At 73.4% G+C, this 19,476-nt stretch carries 17 protein-coding genes; 4 read left to right on the top strand and 13 right to left on the bottom strand.

What is annotated here, in order from left to right:
• Positions 1–11: 11 nt before the first annotated feature.
• The 10 genes from ABD236_RS01000 to ABD236_RS00955 form a co-directional block, all read right to left on the bottom strand.
• The gene (locus ABD236_RS01000) at positions 12–722 is read right to left on the bottom strand and encodes a GntR family transcriptional regulator (protein ID WP_344068578.1); all 711 of its coding nucleotides are present in this window, start codon (positions 720–722) and stop codon (positions 12–14) included.
• Positions 723–763: 41 nt separating this feature from the next.
• Positions 764–1,741: an ornithine cyclodeaminase family protein gene (locus ABD236_RS00995; protein WP_344068575.1), complete on the bottom strand. Its 978-nt coding sequence runs from the start codon at positions 1,739–1,741 to the stop codon at positions 764–766.
• Complete coding sequence (locus tag ABD236_RS00990; RefSeq protein WP_344068572.1) at positions 1,738–2,739, bottom strand: proline racemase family protein; 1,002 nt, start codon at positions 2,737–2,739, stop codon at positions 1,738–1,740. The genes ABD236_RS00995 and ABD236_RS00990 overlap by 4 nt, the downstream gene beginning before the upstream one ends.
• A gap of 2 nt (positions 2,740–2,741) precedes the next feature.
• Complete coding sequence (locus ABD236_RS00985) at positions 2,742–3,671, bottom strand: dihydrodipicolinate synthase family protein (RefSeq protein ID WP_344068569.1); 930 nt, start codon at positions 3,669–3,671, stop codon at positions 2,742–2,744.
• A gap of 118 nt (positions 3,672–3,789) precedes the next feature.
• Positions 3,790–5,229 carry an FAD/NAD(P)-dependent oxidoreductase gene (locus ABD236_RS00980; protein ID WP_344068568.1) on the bottom strand — a complete coding sequence of 480 codons (1,440 nt, stop codon included), beginning with the start codon at positions 5,227–5,229 and terminating at the stop codon, positions 3,790–3,792.
• The gene (locus tag ABD236_RS00975) at positions 5,210–5,533 is read right to left on the bottom strand and encodes a (2Fe-2S)-binding protein (protein ID WP_344068750.1); all 324 of its coding nucleotides are present in this window, start codon (positions 5,531–5,533) and stop codon (positions 5,210–5,212) included. Before ABD236_RS00975 ends, ABD236_RS00980 begins: the two co-directional genes overlap by 20 nt.
• 83 nt (positions 5,534–5,616) lie before the next feature.
• On the bottom strand, positions 5,617–6,795 hold the full coding sequence (locus tag ABD236_RS00970) for an NAD(P)/FAD-dependent oxidoreductase (protein ID WP_344068565.1): 1,179 nt from the start codon (positions 6,793–6,795) through the stop codon (positions 5,617–5,619).
• Positions 6,796–6,874: 79 nt separating this feature from the next.
• Entirely contained in the window at positions 6,875–9,232 is a 2,358-nt protein-coding gene (locus ABD236_RS00965; RefSeq protein ID WP_344068562.1) for a collagenase, read from the bottom strand.
• Between the two features lie 389 nt (positions 9,233–9,621).
• Positions 9,622–10,020, bottom strand: a complete 399-nt coding sequence (locus ABD236_RS00960; RefSeq protein ID WP_344068559.1) for a RidA family protein — start codon at positions 10,018–10,020, stop codon at positions 9,622–9,624.
• On the bottom strand, positions 10,017–11,126 hold the full coding sequence (locus ABD236_RS00955; protein WP_344068556.1) for an acyl-CoA dehydrogenase family protein: 1,110 nt from the start codon (positions 11,124–11,126) through the stop codon (positions 10,017–10,019). Before ABD236_RS00955 ends, ABD236_RS00960 begins: the two co-directional genes overlap by 4 nt.
• Positions 11,127–11,308: 182 nt before the next feature.
• On the opposite strand from ABD236_RS00955, the gene ABD236_RS00950 reads away from it, so the two are divergent.
• From ABD236_RS00950 to ABD236_RS00935, 4 genes are read left to right on the top strand one after another with little or no spacing between them, the layout of a single operon-like run.
• Positions 11,309–12,928, top strand: coding sequence for an AMP-binding protein (locus ABD236_RS00950; protein WP_344068553.1), 1,620 nt, complete (start codon positions 11,309–11,311; stop codon positions 12,926–12,928).
• 4 nt (positions 12,929–12,932) lie between these two features.
• On the top strand, positions 12,933–13,775 hold the full coding sequence (locus tag ABD236_RS00945; protein ID WP_344068549.1) for a PaaX family transcriptional regulator: 843 nt from the start codon (positions 12,933–12,935) through the stop codon (positions 13,773–13,775).
• 54 nt (positions 13,776–13,829) lie between these two features.
• A complete protein-coding gene (locus ABD236_RS00940) occupies positions 13,830–14,252 on the top strand; it encodes a BlaI/MecI/CopY family transcriptional regulator (RefSeq protein ID WP_344068546.1) in 423 nt (140 codons plus the stop codon).
• A gap of 2 nt (positions 14,253–14,254) precedes the next feature.
• Positions 14,255–15,319, top strand: a complete 1,065-nt coding sequence (locus tag ABD236_RS00935; RefSeq protein ID WP_344068543.1) for a M56 family metallopeptidase — start codon at positions 14,255–14,257, stop codon at positions 15,317–15,319.
• A gap of 43 nt (positions 15,320–15,362) precedes the next feature.
• Here the strand turns inward: ABD236_RS00935 and ABD236_RS00930 are convergent, their stop codons facing one another.
• The 3 genes from ABD236_RS00930 to ABD236_RS00920 all read right to left on the bottom strand — a co-directional run bounded on the left by ABD236_RS00930 (position 15,363) and on the right by ABD236_RS00920 (position 19,203).
• Positions 15,363–15,818, bottom strand: coding sequence for a tellurite resistance TerB family protein (locus ABD236_RS00930; protein ID WP_344068538.1), 456 nt, complete (start codon positions 15,816–15,818; stop codon positions 15,363–15,365).
• Positions 15,819–16,059: 241 nt separating this feature from the next.
• Positions 16,060–18,372: a bifunctional salicylyl-CoA 5-hydroxylase/oxidoreductase gene (locus ABD236_RS00925; protein WP_344068535.1), complete on the bottom strand. Its 2,313-nt coding sequence runs from the start codon at positions 18,370–18,372 to the stop codon at positions 16,060–16,062.
• Positions 18,373–18,375: 3 nt separating this feature from the next.
• Positions 18,376–19,203 carry an enoyl-CoA hydratase family protein gene (locus tag ABD236_RS00920; protein ID WP_344068532.1) on the bottom strand — a complete coding sequence of 276 codons (828 nt, stop codon included), beginning with the start codon at positions 19,201–19,203 and terminating at the stop codon, positions 18,376–18,378.
• Between the last annotated feature and the right edge of the window lie 273 nt (positions 19,204–19,476).

Here is a 19,476-nt window from a genome sequence, read left to right as displayed (position 1 = left end):
CCGTACGGACGTCACCGGTTGCCCAGCGTGCGCTTGGGGCGCGGCTCCACCGGTTCGTCGCGGGCCTGCGCCCACAGCGAGCGGACATGGCCGAGGTGGCGGGCCATGCACTCCTCGGCGGCGAGCTGGTCGCCCGCCACCATCAGGTCGAGGAGCTCGATGTGCTCCTCGGCGGAGGAGATGAGCTGGCCGCGCTCGTCGAGGCGGGTCAGACCGTACAGGCGGGAGCGCTTGCGCAGGTCGCCGACGGTCTCCACCAGCCGCTCGTTGCCCGCGAGGCCCAGCAGCTGGAGGTGGAAGCGGCGGTCGGCGTCGAGATAGCCGATGAGGTTGTGCTCGCGGGCGTGGGCGACGATCTCCTCGGCGACCGGCCGCAGTTCCTCCAGCTGCTCGGCCGTCGCCATCCGCGTCACCCGGCCGACCGTGGGCACCTCGATCATGGCGCGCAGCTCGGTGTACTGGTCGAGGTCGCGCTCGCTCACCTCGGTGATGCGAAAGCCCTTGTTCCGTACGGGTTCGACGAGGCCCTCGCGGGCCAGGTCCAGCATCGCCTCGCGGACCGGGGTGGCCGAGATGCCGAAGTCGGCGGCCAGGCCCGGGGCGGAGTAGATGGTGCCGGGGCGCAGTTCACCGGCGACCAGGGCGGCCCGCAGGGCGTGGGCGACCTGGTCGCGCAGGCGCTCCTGGGCCGTGATGAGATTGCGCTGCTTCAGGTCGCCCATGGCACTTCCTCCGTGAATCCGCGGAGGCTCAGCGTACAATGTCACGTTGCCCTGTCGGGTCGCCCCTGTGCGCGGTGCACCGCCGCCGCCACCGCCAGATCCTCCCAGGCCATGCCCACGCTTTTGAAGAGGCGGGGGCGGTCGGGTGCGACCGCGACCCGGCCGGCGACGAGCTCGGCGAGGGTGCCCGCCACCTGGCCGGGCCCGATCGCCCCCTCGTTCAGCGGGATCAGCAGGTCCCCGGCCTCGCGCAGGGCCGCCGCCCGGGACTCCACGTACACCGCCGAGCGCCGCAGGAGCGCCGAGTCGGTCTCGCGGGCGGCCGGTTCGTGCGAGCCGACCGCGACCACGGTGGCCCCGTCCGCGACGAGCCGGCCGTCGAACAGCGGCTCGCGGGCGGTGGTGCAGCAGATGACGAGGTCGGCGTCGCGGACGTCGTCGGGTGTGCCCGCACCCGCTTCCACGCCGAGCGTACGGGCGTACGCCACCAGCGCCGCGCCGGCTTCGGGGCGGCGGGCGACCACGGTGACCGCCTTCAACTCCCGTACGGCCAGGGCCGCGCGCAGATGGCCGTACGCCTGGGGGCCCGCGCCGAACAGGACCAGCCGGGCCGCGTCCGGCGCGGCCAGGTGCTCCAGCGCGACGGCGGAGACGGCCGGGGTGCGCAGGGTCGTGAGGGCCGCGCCGTCCAGGAGGGCGAGCGGCAGCAGGGTCGCGCCGTCCAGCAGCAGATAGCTGCCGGTGATCCGGGGCAGACCGCGTACGGGGTTGGCCGGGGCGACCCCCGCGATCTTCACGCCCGCGTACGCGCCGGAGGCGGCGGGCATCAGCAGCAGCTCGCCCGCCGCGAGAGGCAGGTTGACGCGCGGCGGGTCCGACTCGGGGTCGAACCCGCCGCGCAGCACGTCCGCCACCGCCTCGGCGGCAGCGGTGGGCGTGAGCAGCCGGGCGATCTCGTCGGCGCCGATCAGGGCGGGGGCCGAGGCGCGGCCGCGCGCGGCGCCGGACTCGTCGCTCACAGCAGGAATCCCGCCGGGAACGGGTCGGCGGGGTCCAGGAAGTACTGGGCCGTCCCGGTGATCCAGGCCCGCCCGGTCACCGTCGGCACCACCGCGGGCAGCCCGCCGACCGTGGTCTCCTCGACGAGTCTGCCGGTGAACTCCGTACCGATGAAGGACTCGTTGACGAAGTCGCGGTGGAGCGGCAGCTCGCCCCGGGCGTGCAGCTGGGCCATCCGGGCGGAGGTGCCGGTGCCGCACGGGGAGCGGTCGAACCAGCCCGGGTGGATCGCCATGGCGTGCCGTGAGCGGACCGCGTCCGAGCCGGGAGCGGCCAGATAGACGTGCTTGACCCCGCCGATCTCCGGGTTCTCCGGGTGCACCGGCCGGTCGGTGGCGTTGATGGCGTCCATGATCGCGAGCCCGGCGGCGAGCAGGTCGTCCTTGCGCGCCCGGTCGAAGGGCAGCCCCAGGTCGTCGAGGTGGACGAAGGCGTAGAAGTTCCCGCCGTACGCGATGTCGTAGGTGACCGTGCCGTGGCCGGGGACCTCCACCTTGCGGTCGAGCCCGAGGCAGAAGGCGGGCACATTGGTGAAGGTGACGGACTTCGCCTCGCCGTCCGCCACCCGGACGTCGACGCTGACCAGTCCGGCCGGGGTGTCGAGGCGGACGGTGGTCACCGGCTCGGTGACCGCCACCATGCCGGTCTCGACCAGCACGGTGGCCACGCCGATCGTCCCGTGGCCGCACATCGGCAGCAGCCCGGACACCTCGATGTACAGGACGCCGTAGTCGGCGTCGGGGCGCGTGGGCGGCTGGAGGATCGCGCCGCTCATGGAGGCGTGGCCGCGCGGCTCGTACATCAGCAGGGTGCGCAGGTCCTCGAGGTGGTCGAGGAAGTGGAGCCGCTTCTGGGCCATGGTGGCACCGGGGATGACCCCGACGCCTCCGGTGATCACCCGGGTCGGCATGCCCTCGGTGTGCGAGTCGACGGCGTGGTAGACGTGGCGTGTGCGCATGGTCAGCGGAGTCCTTCCGCGAGCGCCTTCTCGGTGGCCGCGCGGACGGCGGCCTCCTGGTCCCCGACGAGGGCCGCGCGCGGTGGGCGGACGGGGCCGCCGGGCCGTCCGGCGATGTCCATCGACAACTTGATGGCCTGCACGAACTCGGTCTTGGAGTCCCAGCGCAGCAGTGGGTGCAGCGACTTGTACAGCGGCAGCGCGGTCTCCAGGTCACCGGCGAGGGCCGCGTGGTAGAGGGTGGCGCAGGCGGTGGGCAGCGCGTTGGGGTATCCGGCGATCCAGCCCACGGCGCCGGCGAGGGCGAGTTCGAGCAGGACGTCGTCGGCGCCGATCAGCAGGTCGAGTTCGGGGGCGAGTTCGGCGATCTCGTAGGCGCGCCGCACGTCGCCGCTGAACTCCTTGACGGCGACGATGCTGCCGTCGCGGTGAAGCTCGGCCAGGAGCGGGGGTGTCAGGTCGACTTTGGTGTCGATGGGGTTGTTGTAGGCGACGACCGGTACTCCGGCTTGTGCGACTTCGGCGTAGTGGGCGCGGACCGCTGCCTCGTCGGCGCGGTAGGCGTTCGGGGGCAGCAGCAGGACCGAGCCGCAGCCCGCCTCGGCGGCCTGTTCGGCCCAGCGGCGCGATTCGGCGCTGCCGTAGGCGGCGACGCCGGGCATCACCCGGGCCCCGTCGCCCGCCGCTTCCACGGCGACCCGCACCACTTGGGCACGTTCCTCGCCGGTGAGGGTCTGGTACTCGCCCAGCGAGCCGTTGGGGACGACGCCGTCGCAGCCGTTGTCGATCAGCCAGCGCACATGCGCGGCATAGGCGTCGTAGTCGACGGACCCATCGTCACGCAGGGGCAGAGCGGTGGCGACCATGATGCCGCGCCAGGGCTGCCGGGCGGACGAGGAGCGGGCGGACACGGCGGTCTGGGCAGACGTCATCGGTGACTCCCTAGTGTGGTGTGTGACATTTTACTGGCGGACGCATGGCGGCCACAAGGGCCACACACGCACGCATCCCGTGCGAGATGCGCGCGTGGTGGGTGCGCGAGGCGTACGGTCAGCCCTCGGACGGCGGCAGTTGGGCGAGATGGCCGAGCTGCACCGGGCAGGACAGCGGCCGCCGGTCCTCATCGGCCCCGCCGCCCGCGAGACACGCCACGGCCTGGCCGCACATCCGGCCCTGGCACCAGCCCATCCCGGCCCTGGTCAGCAGTTTCACCGTACGGGCATCCCGCGCGCCGAGCTCCGCCACGGCTTCCTTGACCCGCCGTACGGGAACCTCCTCGCAGCGGCAGACGAGCGTCGCGTCGTCGAGCCACCCGGTCCAGCCGTCGCCGGGCCGGTGCGCGGCCGCCATCGCCTCGGCGAACCGGCGCAGCCGCGCCCGCCGCCGCACCAGCGCGGCGCTCCCGCGAGGGCGCGGGATCCCCTTGAGCTCGTACGCGATCGCCGCCGCCGCCAGTTCGCCCTCGGCGAGGGCCAGTTGCGCGCCGCCGATGCCGCCGGTCTCCCCCGCCGCCCAGACGCCGGGGACGGAGGTGCGCTGCGCCGGGTCGAGGTCCAGGGCGAGGGTGCCGTCGGCGGTGCGGCGGGTGGCGCAGCCGAGGCCGGTCGCCAGCTCCAGCTGCGGGATCAGCCCGTGGCCGACCGCGAGCGCGTCGCACGGGATCCGGCGGTCGCCGCCGGGGACGGGCCGCCAGTCGCGGTCGAGCCGGGAGACGGTCACGGCCTCGACGCGGCCGGCGCCGTGCGCGGCCGTCACCGCGTGCCGGGTCAGCAGCGGAACCCGGTGCCGCAGCAGCCCGCCGCCGTAGCGCGCGCCCTCGGCCAGTTTGCCGGGGTTGCGCACCAGCGCGGGCAGTTCATGGGCGTACGAGGTGTACGTGGAGGCCTCGACCACGGCCGGGACGGTGGCGCCGGCCGCCGCGAGCGACCCGGCGACGGCCAGGAGCAGCGGGCCGCTGCCCGCCACCACGACCCGTCTGCCCGGCAGCACCAGACCGGACTTCAGCATGGCCTGCGCCCCGCCGGCGCCCACGACACCCGGCAGCGTCCAGCCCGGGAACGGGAGTTGACGCTCGTACGCGCCCGTCGCCAGCAGCACGGCCCGCGCACGGACCACGGCCGGGGCCTCCTCGCCGCCGGGGTCGCCCGCCACGGCGTGCAGCAGCCACTCCCCCGTGGCCGGGTCCCGTACGACCGTCCAGACGTGGTGGGCGGCCAGATAGGTGACACGGCCGGCCCGGCGGTGGGTTGCGAGCCGGGACGCGCGTGTGGCGAACGCCTCCCAGTCGTGGTGCAGCGCCTCGGGCCGGGCGGCGCGCAGGCCGGGCGCGGGGTGCCGGTAGAACTGCCCGCCCGGCCGCTCCCCCGCGTCCAGCACGGTGACGCCCAGGCCGAGATCGGCGGCGGCCACGGCGGCGGCGAGCCCGGCCGGACCGGCGCCGACGACGGCGAGGTCGCGCGGGCCGGAGGAGTCAGGGGGTGAGGTCGGCATGGCCCGTGGCCTCCTGGGTGGTGATCACGTCGCCGGGGCGGGCGGCGACGAGGCAGGCGCGCTGGTTGGGGCGGCCGTTGACGGTGGCGAGGCAGTCGTAGCACGCGCCGATCCCGCAGAAGGCGCCGCGCGGCTCGCCCTGGGTGCGCGTGGTGCGCCAGGAGAGGATCCCGGCGGCCCAGAGCGCGGCGGCGACGCTCTGCCCGGGCAGGGCGGTGAGGGTGCGGCCGTCGAAGGTGAAGGGGAAGGCGGGGTCGGGGGCCGCCTCGACGAGGGCGGCGGGGGAAGCGGCGGCTTCGGCCACCGGGTCGCCGGTGAACCTGTGCCACCAGCGGGTACGGGGCGCGCCGGACCCCGCGCCGCGCTCCCTCTCGTACACCTTCCTCATCAGCCGACTCCCCGTTCCCGCTCGCGCTGCTCCTCGAACCGCTCGGGCCGGAACGGCCGCAGGTCCAGGGCGCCTCGCTCGCCCCGCAGCGCCGCGGCGATCAGCAGACCGGTGGCCGGGGCGAGCCCGATGCCGGCGCCCTCGTGCCCGCAGGCGTGCAGCAGGCCCGGCACCCGGGGGTCGGGGCCGATCGCGGGCAGATGGTCGGGCAGGTAGGGGCGGAAGCCGTGGTACGTGCGGATGGCGCGGACGCTCGCGAGGACCGGGAAGAGCGCGGCGGCCTGGGCGGCGAGGCGGCGCAGCGCCTCGGTGGACAACGTGCGGTCGAAGCCCACCCGTTCGCGTGTCGCGCCGATCAGGACAGGTCCCGAAGGCGTGCCCTCGACCACGGCCGAGGACTGGAGCGCGGCCGAGCCGCTGGCGACGTCCGCGATGTAGTCGGCGGCGTACACCTTGTGCCGCACCACCCGGGGCAGCGGTTCGGTGACCAGGACGAAGCCCCGGCGGGGCAGCACCGGCAGCGAGGTGCCGGCGAGGGCGGCGACCTCGCCGCCCCAGGTCCCCGCGGCGTTGACGACGGCCGGGGCGAGCAGGTCGTCCTCCGGGGTGCGGACCCCTCTGATCCGGCCGTCCGGCCCGGTGAGGACCTCCTTCACCTCTTGGCCCAGATGGACTTCGGCGCCGAACTGGCGGGCCGCGCGCAGCAGTTGGGCGGCGGCCTGGGCGGGCTGGACCTGGGCGTCCTGCGGGTAGTGGAAGCCGCCGGGAAGGCCGGGGGCGAGATGGGGCTCCAGGTCGTACAGCCGCTCGGGGCCGATCTCCCGCGCCTGCACCCCGGCCTTGCGCTGCTCCTCGGCGAAGGCGCGCAGCGCCCCGAGGGCGCTCTCGTCGGGCGCCACGACGAGACCGCCCTTGGGCTCGTACTCGATCTCCGGTGGGAGGACGTGGGCGAGGTCGCGCCAGAGTCGGGTGGACAGCAGCGCGAGGTCGAGCTCGGGGCCCGCCTCCTTGTCGGAGACGAGCAGGTTTCCCTCCCCGGCACCCGTGGTGCCGCCCGCGACGGGGCCGCGGTCGACCACCGCGACGCGGAGTCCGCAGCGCCCCGCGTAGTACGCGCAGGCCGCTCCGACTACTCCGGCGCCGACGATCACGGCGTCCAGGGGGTGTCTCTTGGGCACCACAGTAATATGTCACATTCTTCTAGGTGGGCCAAGGGCCGGAACGGCCGTGGTCGCCCCGGCCCTTGGAGATCGGGTGTCAGCTGCGCAGCGGGCCCTCGCAGGTGTACGAGGAGGTGCCACCCTTCTTGTCGGCCCAGATGTCGACCGTGCCGAAGGAGCAGTTCATGTCGGCCAGGTTGTTGCCGCCGCTCTCGGCCCGGGAGAGGAGGAAGTAGTCGACGGTGTCGGACATGTCCACGAAGACCTGGTCGGCGTCGTCGGCGTCCGCCAGGCGCGCGGTGATCTTGCCGGTGCAGATGAACCGGTGGTTGCCCGCCGCGCCGCTGTCCACGCAGTCCGGCTTGCTGTAGGTGCTCCGGGCGAACGCCGCCTTGACGTCCGCCACCCGCGAGTAGCGCAGCCTGGAGTTGGCCGTGAACGTGGTGTTGGGGACGAAGAGCGTGTCGACCTTGGCGATCTGCTCGTCGAGGAAGGCGTTGTACTCCTTCTGGAGCTCGGCGTCCCGGCCCAGCCGGTCGCGCCAGGCGTCGAAACCGGCCGGGTCGTCCGCCCGCAGGTGCGCGTACATCTCGGTGAGCAGCGAGGGGTGCTCGTTCCACAGGAACTCGAAGAAGGTGCCCGCGTAGTTGTAGAAGCGGAAGCCGTCGCCGTCGTAGGTGGCGTGCAGCAGCTGGTTGACCGTCATCCGCGGGCCGCCGCCCGCCGTGTCGTTGATGATGCCCTTGACCAGCGACTTGCGGACCGCGATGCCGTCGTCGCGGGTGCCGCCGTCGAAGAACTCGGCGGTCCCCTCGTCCATGGCGGTGGTGCGGTCGCCGGTGTACCAGGCGCCCTGGCCGAAGGTCCCCGGCACCGCCCAGCGGCCGTTGAGGTAGTGGGTGTACTCGTGCCGGAAGAGCTCTTCGAGGGTGAGCGAGGAGTCCTGCGGCACCCGGCGCTGATAGGTGTAGAAGGTCGCGCCCTCCTCGATGTACATCCCGCCGTTGTTGGTGGAGTAGCCCGTGAGGAACGGCTGGTAGACCTCGTAGTCGGCGCGCGAGGCGTACAGGTGGATGTGGAGCGTCTTGTTGGGGTCGCCCGCGAGCGGCTTGTCGGTGCCCAGCACCCGGAAGAACTGCGACTTGACCTGCTTGCTCGCGTAGTAGAGCTGGTCGATGGTGGCCTTGTCGAGCGCCGTGCGGACCTCGATGGCGCCGTTGTCGTAGGTGTAGGTGTGCGTGAAGAGCTGGTTCTCGATCTGGTCCTTGCACACGTTGTACGGGGCGCACTGACCGTAGACGTTGAGCCAGCTCGCGAGCGACAGCACGGGGGCGCTCAGCTTGCCGAAGTTGGCCTGGGTGCTGGGCAGCAGGGCGCCGAGGTCGGGGACGATCTGGCTCTTGACGGCGTCGATCTGGCCGAAGCGGCCGTACTCCGACAGCGCGTCGCGGACCACCCAGGCGTTGCTCGTGCCCTTGAGGTGGGTGTAGCCGGAGAAGACGCGGAAGGCGGCGCGGTAGGCGGGGTCGGCGGCCGCGGCGGCGTGGAACGCGGCGTCCTTGTTGCCCGGGTAGACGCCGAGGTAGTTCACGGAGAGCGCGGCGAGCGCGGCACCGGCCCAGTCCTTGTCGGCGGCGGTCTGGGTGCCCGGCGCCATCGTCGCCAGGACCCGCTTGATCAGCGGCAGTTGGTGCTGGCGCAGCCCCGGCGCGCTCGCCGCGTACAGCGCCTCGCGCAGGGTCTGGGCGTTCTGCGGGGTGACGTCGAAGGTGTGCGCGGCGGCGCCGAGGGCGGCGACGGCCTCGCGCGTCGCGTCGACCGTGGGCTGGTCGGTGACGTCGATCTCGCCGTGCGAGTAGTCCTGGTACGCGACCGCGTGGAGGTAGGTGAACAGCTCCAGGAGGTGGCTGGTGTTCTTGCCGTCGTGGGAGGCGGCGAGGCTGGTGGCGCGGTGGGCGACGGCCTGGACATGGGCGTCTGACATGACCGGCGCGAGGCGCGCGTCCCAGGTCCAGATGAGCCCGCGCAGACAGCCGTCGGCGGTGACGGCCGGGTCGGTGAGGAAGTCGGCCAGCCCCTCCGGGCTCAGTCCGGTGATGCCGTCGAGGGTGCAGGGGACGCCGGCGGCGCGTAGCGCGGAGTGGGTGGCCGGGGCGACCGCGCGGGTCTGCGGCCCGGCTATTCGGCCGTCCTGGGTGCCGCCGGGGGCAGGGAGCTGGCGGGCCGTCTGCTTGGGTGCCTTGGCGAGGTGTTCCACCTGGTCGAAGGGGTTGGCGCCCTGGTTCGCGGACGGGGCGGGCCGCGCGGCGAGGGAGGCGGGGAGCGCCTGCGCGGCGTCGGCCTTCGCGGGGTGCGGCGCCTGCGCGGCCTGGGCGGCCTGCCCGGCGGTGACGAGCAGGGTCGCCGCGACGGCGGCGGCGAGCAGCGGCTTGCGCGCGGATCTGAGCTGTGACACCGAAGGCTCCTGTGTGGGAGGTGAGTTGGGGGGTGGCGCGGCGGTGCGGTCATGCGGGTGGTGCGGCGGGTCATGCGGGTGGTGCGGCCGCGGCTCCTGGGGCGAGGCGCGACGAGATCACCCCGGGAGGGGTGGGTCGGAGTGAATCGCCCTGTTCCGTACGGCACTTGGGGAACGGAGGAGCCGCCGCTGTGAGCTGTAACATAGTAATGTGAAATTGCACTGACAAGCCTTGTGCAGCCCCTATTTCCCCGGGCGTCACCTCGGGGGGCGTCAGTTGCTTGCGGTCGGGCGGGGTTTGTCCGCTGATGTCAGTCGATCAACGTGGGCGGCGTGCGATGCCATTGGGGCGACCGGCGGCTGTCCGTACGGGCCGTCCGGAAAGGCCGTCAGTCCAGCACCGCGAACCCGTCCAGCTCCACCCGCGCCTGCTCGTCCCACAGCCGTACCACGCCGATCACGGCCATCGCCGGGTAGTCGCGCCCGGCCAGTTGGCGCCAGACGCGGCCGAGTTCATGGGCCTGGGCGCGGTAGTCGGCGACGTCCGTGGTGTAGACGGTGACCCGGGCCAGGTCGGCCGGGGTGCCCCCGGCGGCGGCGAGCGCGGCCAGCAGGTTGGTGAGCGCGGTCCGGAACTGCTCGGCCAGCGTCCCGTCCACCACCTTGCCGTCCGCGTCCAGCGCGGTCTGGCCCGCGAGGAAGACCAGTCGGCCGCCGGTCGCGGTGACGGCGTGGCTGAAGCCGGTGGGCGGGGACAGCTCGGCGGGGTTCACCCGGTGGAGACTCATCGGTACAGCTCCTTCGCGATGATCGTGCGCTGCACCTCGGTCGCGCCCTCGTAGATCCTCGGCGCCCGCACCTCGCGGTAGAGGTGTTCGAGCAGATGGCCCCGGCGCAGCGCCCGCGCGCCGTGCAGCTGGACGGCCGCGTCCACCACGTACTGCGCGGTCTCCGTGGCGAACAGCTTGGCCATCGCCGAGTACCTGGGGACCTCGGGCGCCCCCCTGTCGTACGCGGCGGCCGCCCCGTACACCAGCAGGCGCGCCGCCTCCGTGCGGGTCGCCATCTCCGCGACCTGGTGGGCGACCGCCTGGAGATCCTTGAGCGGGCCGCCGAACGCGCTGCGGCCCGTGGTGTACGCGACGGTCGCGTCCAGCGCCGCCTGCGCCATGCCGACCGCGAACGCGCCGACGCTCGGCCGGAACAGGTTGAGCGTGCCCATGGCGACGCGGAAGCCCCGGTCGGGCTCCCCCAGGACGTCGTCCGGGCCGACGCGCACCCCGTCGAAGACGAGCGTCCCCACCGGGTGCGGGGAGAGCATGTCGAGCGCGGTGCCGCTCAGCCCGGGCCGGTCGGCGGGGACCAGGAACGCGGTGACGCCCCGGGCGCCCGCGCCCTCGGTGGTCCGGGCGAACACGGTGCAGAAGTCGGCCTCGGGCGCGTTGGAGATCCAGCACTTCTCGCCGGTCAGGCGCCAGCCGCCGGCATCGGGCTCGGCCTTGAGGGCGAGGGCGGCCGCGTCGGAGCCCGCGTCCGGCTCGCTCAGCGCGAAGGCGGCGACGGCCCGCCCCGCGGTGACCTCGGGCAGCCAGCGGGCCCGCTGCTCCTCGCTGCCGTGCGCGGCGACGGGGTGGGCGCCCAGCCCCTGGAGGGCGAGCGCGGTCTCCGCCTCGGTGCACGCGTACGCCAGCGACTCGCGCATCAGACAGAGGTCGAGCGCGCCCGAGGAGAACAGCCGCTCAAGGAGGCCGAGCTCTCCGAGGGCGGCGACGAGTGGCCGGTTGACGCGTCCCGGGTCACCCTTGTCCGCAAGGGGCCGCAGTCGCTCCTCGGCGGTGGTGCGCAGCTGTGCGCACCACTCCTGCTGCTCCGGCTCCAGCGCGAATGCGGGCATGGCGGCCCCTCTCGTGTCGCGTCCAGTCGCTGACTCGTCGGCCCGACTCGTTGGCCCGACTCGTTGTCCTGACTCATGGGCCCAACTCATTGGCCCAACTCGTTGAACCCGCTCTTATCGCGAACCGTTGACTGTCGTCATCCAAACGATACGCTCCAGTTGCGACAAGGGGGCGATCCCGTATGGAGCTGAAGACCTCAGCGCATGCCGACACGTTTTCCCGCGACCATCTGCCGCCCGCCCATCAGTGGCCGGAGCTGGTCTTCGACCTCCCCGAACTGTGCTACCCCGAGCGGCTCAACTGCGGCGCCGAGCTCCTGGACGGCACGATCGAACGGTTCGGCGCGGACCGGCCCGTCTTCCGTACGGCGGAGGGCGCCCGGTGGACGTACGGCGAGCTGCGCACCCGCGTCGACCGGATCGCCCACGCCCTCACCACCGGGCTCGGCGTCGTCCCCGGCAACCGGGTGCTGTTGCGCGGGCCCACCACGCCCTGGCTGGCCGCCTGCTGGCTTGCGGTGATGAAGGCGGGCGCGGTGGCCGTGACCGTACTCGCCCAGCAGCGACCGCACGAGCTGGCCACCATCTGCGAGCTGGGCCGGATCGGGCACGCCCTGTGCGACGCGCGCTCGCTGGAGGACCTGGAGAAGGCGGCGGTGCCGGGGCTGCGCATCACCCCTTACGGCGGCGCCACGGCCGACGACCTGCTGCGACTGGCCGACGCGCCCACGGCCCGGGAGCCCTTCACGGCGGTGGAGACCTCGGCCGACGACGTGGCCCTGATCGCCTTCACCTCGGGCACCACCGGCCGCCCGAAGGGCTGTATGCACTTCCACCGGGACATACTGGCCATCGCGGACACCTTCGCCCGGCACGTCCTGCGGCCCCGGCCCGACGACGTCTTCGCGGGCAGCCCGCCGCTCGGCTTCACCTTCGGCCTGGGCGGTCTGGTGATCTTCCCCATGCGGGCGGGCGCCTCCTCCCTGCTGCTGGAACAGGCGGGACCCAAGCAGCTGCTGCCCGCGCTGGCCCGGCACCGGGTCTCCGTGCTCTTCACCGCGCCCACCGCCTACCGGGCGATGCTGGACGAGCTCGACGGGTACGACGTGGGCGCGCTGCGGCGCTGTGTGTCGGCCGGCGAGAACCTGCCCGCCGCGACCTGGCGCGCCTGGCACGAGCGCACCGGGCTGCGCATCATCAACGGCATCGGCGCCACCGAGCTGCTGCACATCTTCATCTCGGCGGCCGACGACGAGATCCGGCCGGGCACCACGGGCAAGCCGGTGCCCGGCTGGCACGCGCGCGTGGTCGACGCCTGCGGTCAACCGGTGGCTGACGGCGAGCCCGGTCTGCTGGCGGTGCGCGGACCGGTCGGCTGCCGCTATCTGGCCGATCCCCGCCAGACGGAGTACGTCAAAGAAGGGTGGAACCTCACCGGCGACACCTACGTACGCGAGAGCGACGGCTACTTCCGCTATGTCGCCCGCGCCGACGACATGATCATCTCGGCCGGGTACAACATCGCGGGCCCGGAGGTGGAGGACGCGCTGATGCGCCACCCCGACGTCGTGGAGACGGCGGTGATCGGCCGGCCCGACGAGGCCCGCGGGCAGGTGGTCGTCGCCTACTGCGTGCTGCGCGAGGGGGTGGTGGGCGGCGAGGCCACGGCCGGGCTGCTGCGCGACCATGTGAAGGCGGAGCTCGCCCCCTACAAGTGCCCGCGCGAGGTCGTCTTCCTGGAGGCCCTCCCCCGGACGCCGACCGGCAAGCTTCAGCGCTTCCGGCTGCGGGCCCTAGAGTGATCACGTGGCCGAGCAGCACACACCCCGATCCCTGATCGTCAGCCTCTACGGAGCGTACGGGCGCGAGACGACCGGCTCCCTCGCGGTGGCCGAGCTGATCCGCCTGCTCGCCGCCGTGGGCGTCGACGCGCCGTCCGTACGGTCGTCGGTCTCCCGGCTCAAACGGCGCGGCCTGCTGGTGCCCGAGCGCACCGCGAGCGGCGCGGCCGGATACGCCCTGTCCGCCGACGCCCGCCAGCTCCTCGACGACGGAGACCGCCGCATCTACCCCCACAGCCCGCCACGCGCGCGTGACGGCTGGGTGCTGGCCGTCTTCTCCGTCCCCGAGTCGGAGCGCAACAAGCGCCATGTGCTGCGCTCGCGACTCGCCGGGCTCGGCTTCGGGACGGCGGCGCCGGGGGTGTGGATCGCCCCGGCCCGGCTGTACGACGAGACCCGGCACACCCTGGAGCGGCTTCAACTCGCCCCGTACGTCGATCTGTTCCAGGGCGAACACCTGGGCTTCGCCCCGACGGCCGACGCGGTCGCCCGGTGGTGGGACCTGCCGGCGATCGCCAAGCAGCACGACGAGTTCCTGGGACTGCACGAACCCGCGCTGCGGGCCTGGGAGGCGCGCGCCCGGACGCCCTCCGAGACAGCGCCGGAGGTCGAGGCCGAGGAGGCCTACCGGGACTATCTGCTCGCCCTGGACTCCTGGCGCCGCCTGCCCTACGCGGACCCGGGTCTGCCCTCCGCCCTGCTGCCGCCCGACTGGCCGGGCGAGCGCTCGGCGGAGGTGTTCCGCCGACTGCACGCCCGGCTGCGGGACGCGGGAGCGGCGTTCGTACGGGGGCGGGCCGAGGGCTGACACCGGAGCCGCTGTCCCTCCCGGTGGTTGCGGCCGCCTCAGTAGAATGACGAAGTGACGGATGAGGACAGGCGCGCCCGCAGACGGGGGCAGGGTGAGCTGGAGGCCCAGGTCCTGGCGGCGCTGCGGAACGCGGCGGGGCCGGTGACCGCCGGCTGGGTGCGGGAGCGGATCGGTGGAGCGCTCGCGTACACCACCGTCGTGACCATCCTGTCGCGCCTGCACGCCAAGGAGTCGGTGTCCCGGGAGCGCGCGGGGCGTTCGTTCGTGTGGACCCCGGCCGACGAGGCCGGGCTCGCGGCGCTGCGGATGCGCAAGGTACTGGACGGCGAACCGGACCGGGGCGCGGTCCTGGCCAGTTTCGTCACCGCGCTCTCGCCCGACGACGAGCGGCTGCTGCGCGCCCTCCTCGACGGCGCGGAGGACTGCGCCGAGGGCCGCGCCTCCGATCGCGCCGATGCGGAGACCGGGGACTGACGGTGGGCGTGTTCGTCTTTCTGCCACTCGTCCTGCCACTGACCGCCTGGCCGATCGCCCGACTGGCCGAGCAACAGCTGCACCCGCGCGCGGCGACCCGGCTGCTGGCGGCGGTCGGCGGCGTCCTCGCGCTGTGCAGCACGCTGTCTCTGATGCTGCTGATGGTGGTGGGCACGGCCCAACTGCCGGGCAACCCACTGCCGGACGCCTGGGCCGACCCCGAGGTGCGGGCGGTACTGCCGTACGACGAGGTGGTGGGCCAGGCGGCGATCCCCCTCCTGGCAGCGGTCGCCGGAGCGTGCGCACACCTCGTGTGGCGGCACCGACGGCTGCGCACGCGAGCGGCGCGAGCGCTGGTTGGGGTGCCGGGGCTGTCGGGGCTGTCTGGACTGTCCGGGTCCGAGGGCGGGGCGGCAGGGGCCCAGGGAGGCACGCTGGTCGTGCTGCCCGATGACTCCCGGGCCTATGCGTACGCATTGCCGGGAAGGCGGGGCCGGGCAGCCGCATGGCCGGGCGGGCGCGGCCGGGCCGGAGCGCGCGGGCGGTCGTACGGCCGGATCGTCGTGTCGCGCGCGATGCTGGCGAACCTCGACGCGCGCGAGCGGCAGGCGCTGATCGCGCACGAGGAAGCACATCTGACGGCATCTCATCACCGCTTTCTGCTGGTGGCGGGGCTCGCGGCACGTGCGAACCCGTTTCTGCGCCCGCTGCGCACTGCCGTGGCGTACACCACGGAGCGCTGGGCGGACGAGGAGGCGGCGCAAAGGGTGGGCGACCGCCGAACCGTGGCCCGGGCCATCGGCAAGGCAGCGCTCATCTCCCGCCCGGCGGGACCGGGCTTGGGCACGGCGACCGCCCTGGCGGGGTTCGCGGTGGCCGGGCCGGTGCCGCGCCGGGTCGCGGCGCTGCTCGGCCCGGTGCCTCCGGCGCCCGCGCTGCCGCCCGCCTGGACGGCGGCCGGGCTCGCGCTGTGGACCGCCGCGGGCGGCGCGGCGGTCTCGGCGCTGTCGTCGGCGAACGCGACCGTGACGCTCTTCACGGTGCTGAGGGCCGCGACCGCGCTGTGACGGGCCGCCCCGAGGGGCGGCCCCGCTCACCGAACGGCGGCCGCTACAGGTCGAATTCGGACGGCGCGAGGCCCAGGGCGTAGCAGGCCTCGCGCACGACGGCCTGCTCCGTCTTGTCGAAGTCGCCATCGGCGCCGCCGATGACGATGCCTATCTGGATCACCGCACGCGCCTCGGCGGGCTTCTTCTTGGCCTTGGCCACCTCCTGCAACACGCTGACCTTGCCGAAGTCGAAGTCGGCGGTGAGCTTGTCCAGATAGCCGTCGAAGCGGCGCTGGAGGTCGTCGGCCGGGAAGTTCTGCAGCACCTCGTTGGTGGAGATGAGCTGGGCGACCCGGCGCCGCTCGGACGGGTCCACGGTGCCGTCGGCCGCCGCGACCAGGGCGCACATCGCCATGCTGGCATCGCGGAACGCGCCGCTCTTCAGGTCGTTCTTCTTGGCGAGCAGCTGCGTCTGCATGGTCGACGCGGACTCCTTGAAGCGGTCCCACAGGGCCATGAGGTCTCCATCGGTTCTCGATAGTCACTTCTACAACGCTGTAGAAACTGACGGGCGAGCCGAATGGTTCCCACGCCGCGCCATCGCCTGGAACTTTCTTTCGCGGGCCTCCACGCAGCACGCGGTGAGGCCGGTCTGGGCGTTGCCGGTGCCGCGGCAGCCGCGGCCTGGGCGCCGTCAGTTCAAGGTGAGCCGGGGCCCCGGCCCCGTCAGCTCAGCGTGAGGCGAGGCCTCGGCACCGTCAATTCAAGGTGCGGCGAGGCCTCGGCGCGTCCGTGCGGCCGGTCGGCGGCCTGCGGCTGCCCGCCCGGTACGGCGCCGGCCAGGGCGCGCCGGGGCCCGAGTAGCCCTGCTCGGCGGCCGCGTGCAGGGTCCAGTGCGGGTCGTAGAGATGGGGCCGGGCGAGGGCGCAGAGGTCCGCCCGTCCCGCGAGCAGCAGCGAATTCACGTCGTCCCAGGACGAGATCGCCCCGACCGCGATGACGGGCACGCCGAGCGTGTTGCGGATCCGGTCGGCGTACGGCGTCTGGTACGAGCGGCCGAACTCGGGCCGCTCCTCCGCGACGACCTGCCCGGTGGACACGTCGATGGCGTCCGCGCCGTGCGCGACGAAGGCCCGGGCGATCTCGACGGACTCCTCGGCGGTGGTGCCGCCCGGCGCCCAGTCGGTCGCCGAGATGCGCACCGTCATCGGCCGGTCCGGCGGCCAGATGCCCCGCAGCACGTCGAACACCTCCAGCGGGAAACGCAGTCGGTTGGCGAGGGAACCTCCGTACGCGTCCTCACGTTGGTTGGTGAGAGGGGAGAGGAATCCGGACAGCAGATAGCCGTGGGCGCAGTGCAGTTCGAGCAGGTCGAAGTCGCAGCGGGCGGCCCGCCAGGCCGCCGCGGCGAACTGCTCGCGAATGTCGGTCAGCCCCGCGCGATCGAGCGCGTGCGGGACCTGGTTGACGCCGGGCCGGTAGGGCAGCGGTGAGGCGGCGGCAAGGGGCCAGTTGCCGTCGTCGAGCGGCTCGTCGATGCCCTCCCACATCAGCTTGGTCGAGCCCTTGCGCCCGGAGTGGCCGAGCTGGACGCCGATGGCGGTGCCGGGGGCCTGCCGGTGCACGAAGTCGGTGACCCGGCGCCAGGCCGTGGCCTGCTCGGGGGTGTAGAGACCGGTACACCCCGGAGTGATGCGGCCCTCGGCGCTCACGCACACCATCTCGGTCATCACCAGACCCGCGCCGCCGAGGGCCCGGGCGCCGAGGTGGACGAGATGGAAGTCGCCCGGGAGGCCGTCGCTGGCGGAGTACATGTCCATGGCGGAGACGACGACCCGGTTGCGCAGTTCGAGGCCGCGCAGCCGGAAGGGAGTGAACATCGGAGGAGTGCCGAAGGGGCAGGGGAAGTCGCGCTCGACGGCGCCGGTGAAGCCGGGGTCGCGCAGGCGCAGGTTGTCGTGGGTGACCCGGCGGCTGCGGGTCAGCAGGTTGAAGGCGAACTGCCGGGGCGCCTGGTCGAGGTAGAGCGCCAGCTCCTCGAACCAGCGCAGACTGGCGGCGGCCGCACGCTGGGTGGACTCGACGACGGGCCTGCGCTCCCGCTCGTACGCGGCGAGGGCGTCCGCCAGGGTGAGCTGCTCCTCGACGCAGGCGGCCAGGGCCAGGGCGTCCTCGACGGCGAGCTTGGTGCCGGAGCCGATGGAGAAGTGCGCGGTGTGGGCGGCGTCGCCGAGCAGCACGGTGTTGCCGTGCGACCAGTGCGCGTTGACGACGGTACGGAACACGGTCCAGGAGGAGTTGTTGCTCCGCAGTGGCCGGCTGCCCAGGGCGTCGGCGAAGATCTTGGCGCACCGGTCGACCGAATCCTGCTCGTCGAGCTCGTCGAACCCGGCCGCCCGCCAGACCTCTTCGCGCATCTCGACGATGACGGTGGAGGAGTCGGCGGCGAACGGATAGCCGTGCAGCTGCATCACGCCGTGCTCGGTCTCGGCGATCTCGAAGCGGAAGGAGTCGAAGGCGAAGTCGGCGGCCAGCCAGATATAGCGGCAGCGGTGGCCGGTGATGCGGGGCGCGAAGTGTTCGGCGTGCGCCTCTCGGGTGGCGCTGTGCACGCCGTCGGCCGCGATGACCAGGTCGTACGCGGCGGCGAGTTCGGCGGCGGGCGGCGCTTCGGTGCGGAAGCGCAGCTGTACGCCGAGGGCGCGGCAGCGCTGCTGGAGGATCTCCAGGAGTCTGCGCCGGCCGAGGGCGGCGAAGCCGTGCCCGCCGGAGGTGAGGGTGCGGCCGCGGTGGACGATGTCGATGTCGTCCCAGCGGATGAACTCGGCCTTCAGCGCCTCGTACACCACGGGGTCGGCGTGCTCGATCCCGCCGAGGGTCTCGTCGGAGAGGACGACGCCGAAGCCGAAGGTGTTGTCGGGCGCGTTGCGCTCCCAGACGGTGATCTCGCGGTCGGGGCGGAGCCGTTTGAGGAGCGCGGCGGCGTACAGCCCGCCGGGGCCGCCGCCGATGACCGCGATCCGCTGCGGCCGTCCGGCGGGGTCGGGGCCACTGTCCCGGGGCCCGGGCACGGCTCAGCGCCCCTGCCATTTGGGGGGCCGCTTCTCGGTGAAGGCGGCGTGGAACTCGGCGTAGTCCTGCCCGTTCATCAGCAGGGCCTGCGTCGCGGCGTCGAGTTCGACGGCGGCGGCGAGCGGCATGTCGAGTTCGGCGGTGAGCAGCGCCTTGGTCTGCGCGTACGCGAGGGCGGGCCCGGCCGCGAGGTGGCGGGCGAGCTCGGCGGCGCGCGCGTCGGCCTGCCCCTCCTCGGTGAGCTCGCTGAGCAGCCCGATCCGTTCGGCCTCGGCGGCGCGGACCGGCTCGCCGAGCATCAGCAGACGGGTGGCGTGGCCGAGCCCGACCACGCGCGGCAGCAGATAGGCCGCGCCCATGTCACCGCCGGAGAGGCCGACCTTGGTGAACAGGAAGGCGAACCGGGCGGAGGGGTCGGCGACACGGAAGTCGGCGGCCAGCGCCAGGACCGCCCCCGCTCCGGCCGCCACACCGTGGACCGCCGCGATCACCGGGAAGGGACACTCCCGTACGGCCCTGACGACCTGGCCGGTCATCCGGTTGAAGTCGAGCAGCTGGGCGGTGTCCATGGAGAGCGTGGCGCCGATGATCTCGTCGACGTCGCCGCCGGAGCAGAAGCCGCGCCCCTCACCCGCCAGCACCAGGGCGCGCACGGCCCGCTCCCGGGAGAGCTGGGCGAGCAGATCGCGGAGGTCGGCGTAGGCCCCGAAGGTGAGCGCGTTCAGCTTCTCGGGGCGGGCGAGGGTGACGGTGGCCAAGCCGTCCTCTATGACGAGCCGCAGATGGCGCCAGTTCTCGGTGTGGGGGGCGGAGCTGGGGAACGGGCTCATGGGGTGTGGCCTCCTCAGCGGGCTGCCAGATGCCTGCATCTCGAAGGTATCACTCATGTGTGACTGTCGTCACGAGTACGCGATACGAGCAGGGCAAGGAGGAATGCGCGGCGGCCGCGCACAGCGAAGGGGACAGGGCAGGACCAGGGGCCTCGTCGGGCATGCCGAGTGGCCCTGGAACCGATGGTCGGCGGCCTCTGTCCTGCCCCTTGCCCCGCTTCGTAAGGTTGAAGGGAGTATCAGCGCCCCGCGCGTCCCCCCGCGCCCCGGACG

This window comes from Streptomyces crystallinus, assembly GCF_039521265.1.
Lineage (GTDB): Bacteria > Actinomycetota > Actinomycetes > Streptomycetales > Streptomycetaceae > Streptomyces > Streptomyces crystallinus.
Note: the sequence above shows the minus strand (reverse complement) of the source record. Positions and strands in the feature narration are given on the sequence as shown.

Bases quoted from the DNA above. Each gene is read 5' to 3' on its own strand.
- ABD236_RS01000 (WP_344068578.1), bottom strand. From the start codon at position 722: ATGGGCGACCTGAAGCAGCGCAATCTCATCACGGCCCAGGAGCGCCTG.
- ABD236_RS00920 (WP_344068532.1), bottom strand. From the start codon at position 19,203: ATGAGCCCGTTCCCCAGCTCCGCCCCCCACACCGAGAACTGGCGCCAT.
- ABD236_RS00955 (WP_344068556.1), bottom strand. From the start codon at position 11,126: ATGCCCGCATTCGCGCTGGAGCCGGAGCAGCAGGAGTGGTGCGCACAG.
- ABD236_RS00930 (WP_344068538.1), bottom strand. From the start codon at position 15,818: ATGGCCCTGTGGGACCGCTTCAAGGAGTCCGCGTCGACCATGCAGACG.
- ABD236_RS00980 (WP_344068568.1), bottom strand. From the start codon at position 5,229: ATGCCGACCTCACCCCCTGACTCCTCCGGCCCGCGCGACCTCGCCGTC.
- ABD236_RS00960 (WP_344068559.1), bottom strand. From the start codon at position 10,020: ATGAGTCTCCACCGGGTGAACCCCGCCGAGCTGTCCCCGCCCACCGGC.
- ABD236_RS00950 (WP_344068553.1), top strand. From the start codon at position 11,309: ATGGAGCTGAAGACCTCAGCGCATGCCGACACGTTTTCCCGCGACCAT.
- ABD236_RS00985 (WP_344068569.1), bottom strand. From the start codon at position 3,671: ATGACGTCTGCCCAGACCGCCGTGTCCGCCCGCTCCTCGTCCGCCCGG.
- ABD236_RS00990 (WP_344068572.1), bottom strand. From the start codon at position 2,739: ATGCGCACACGCCACGTCTACCACGCCGTCGACTCGCACACCGAGGGC.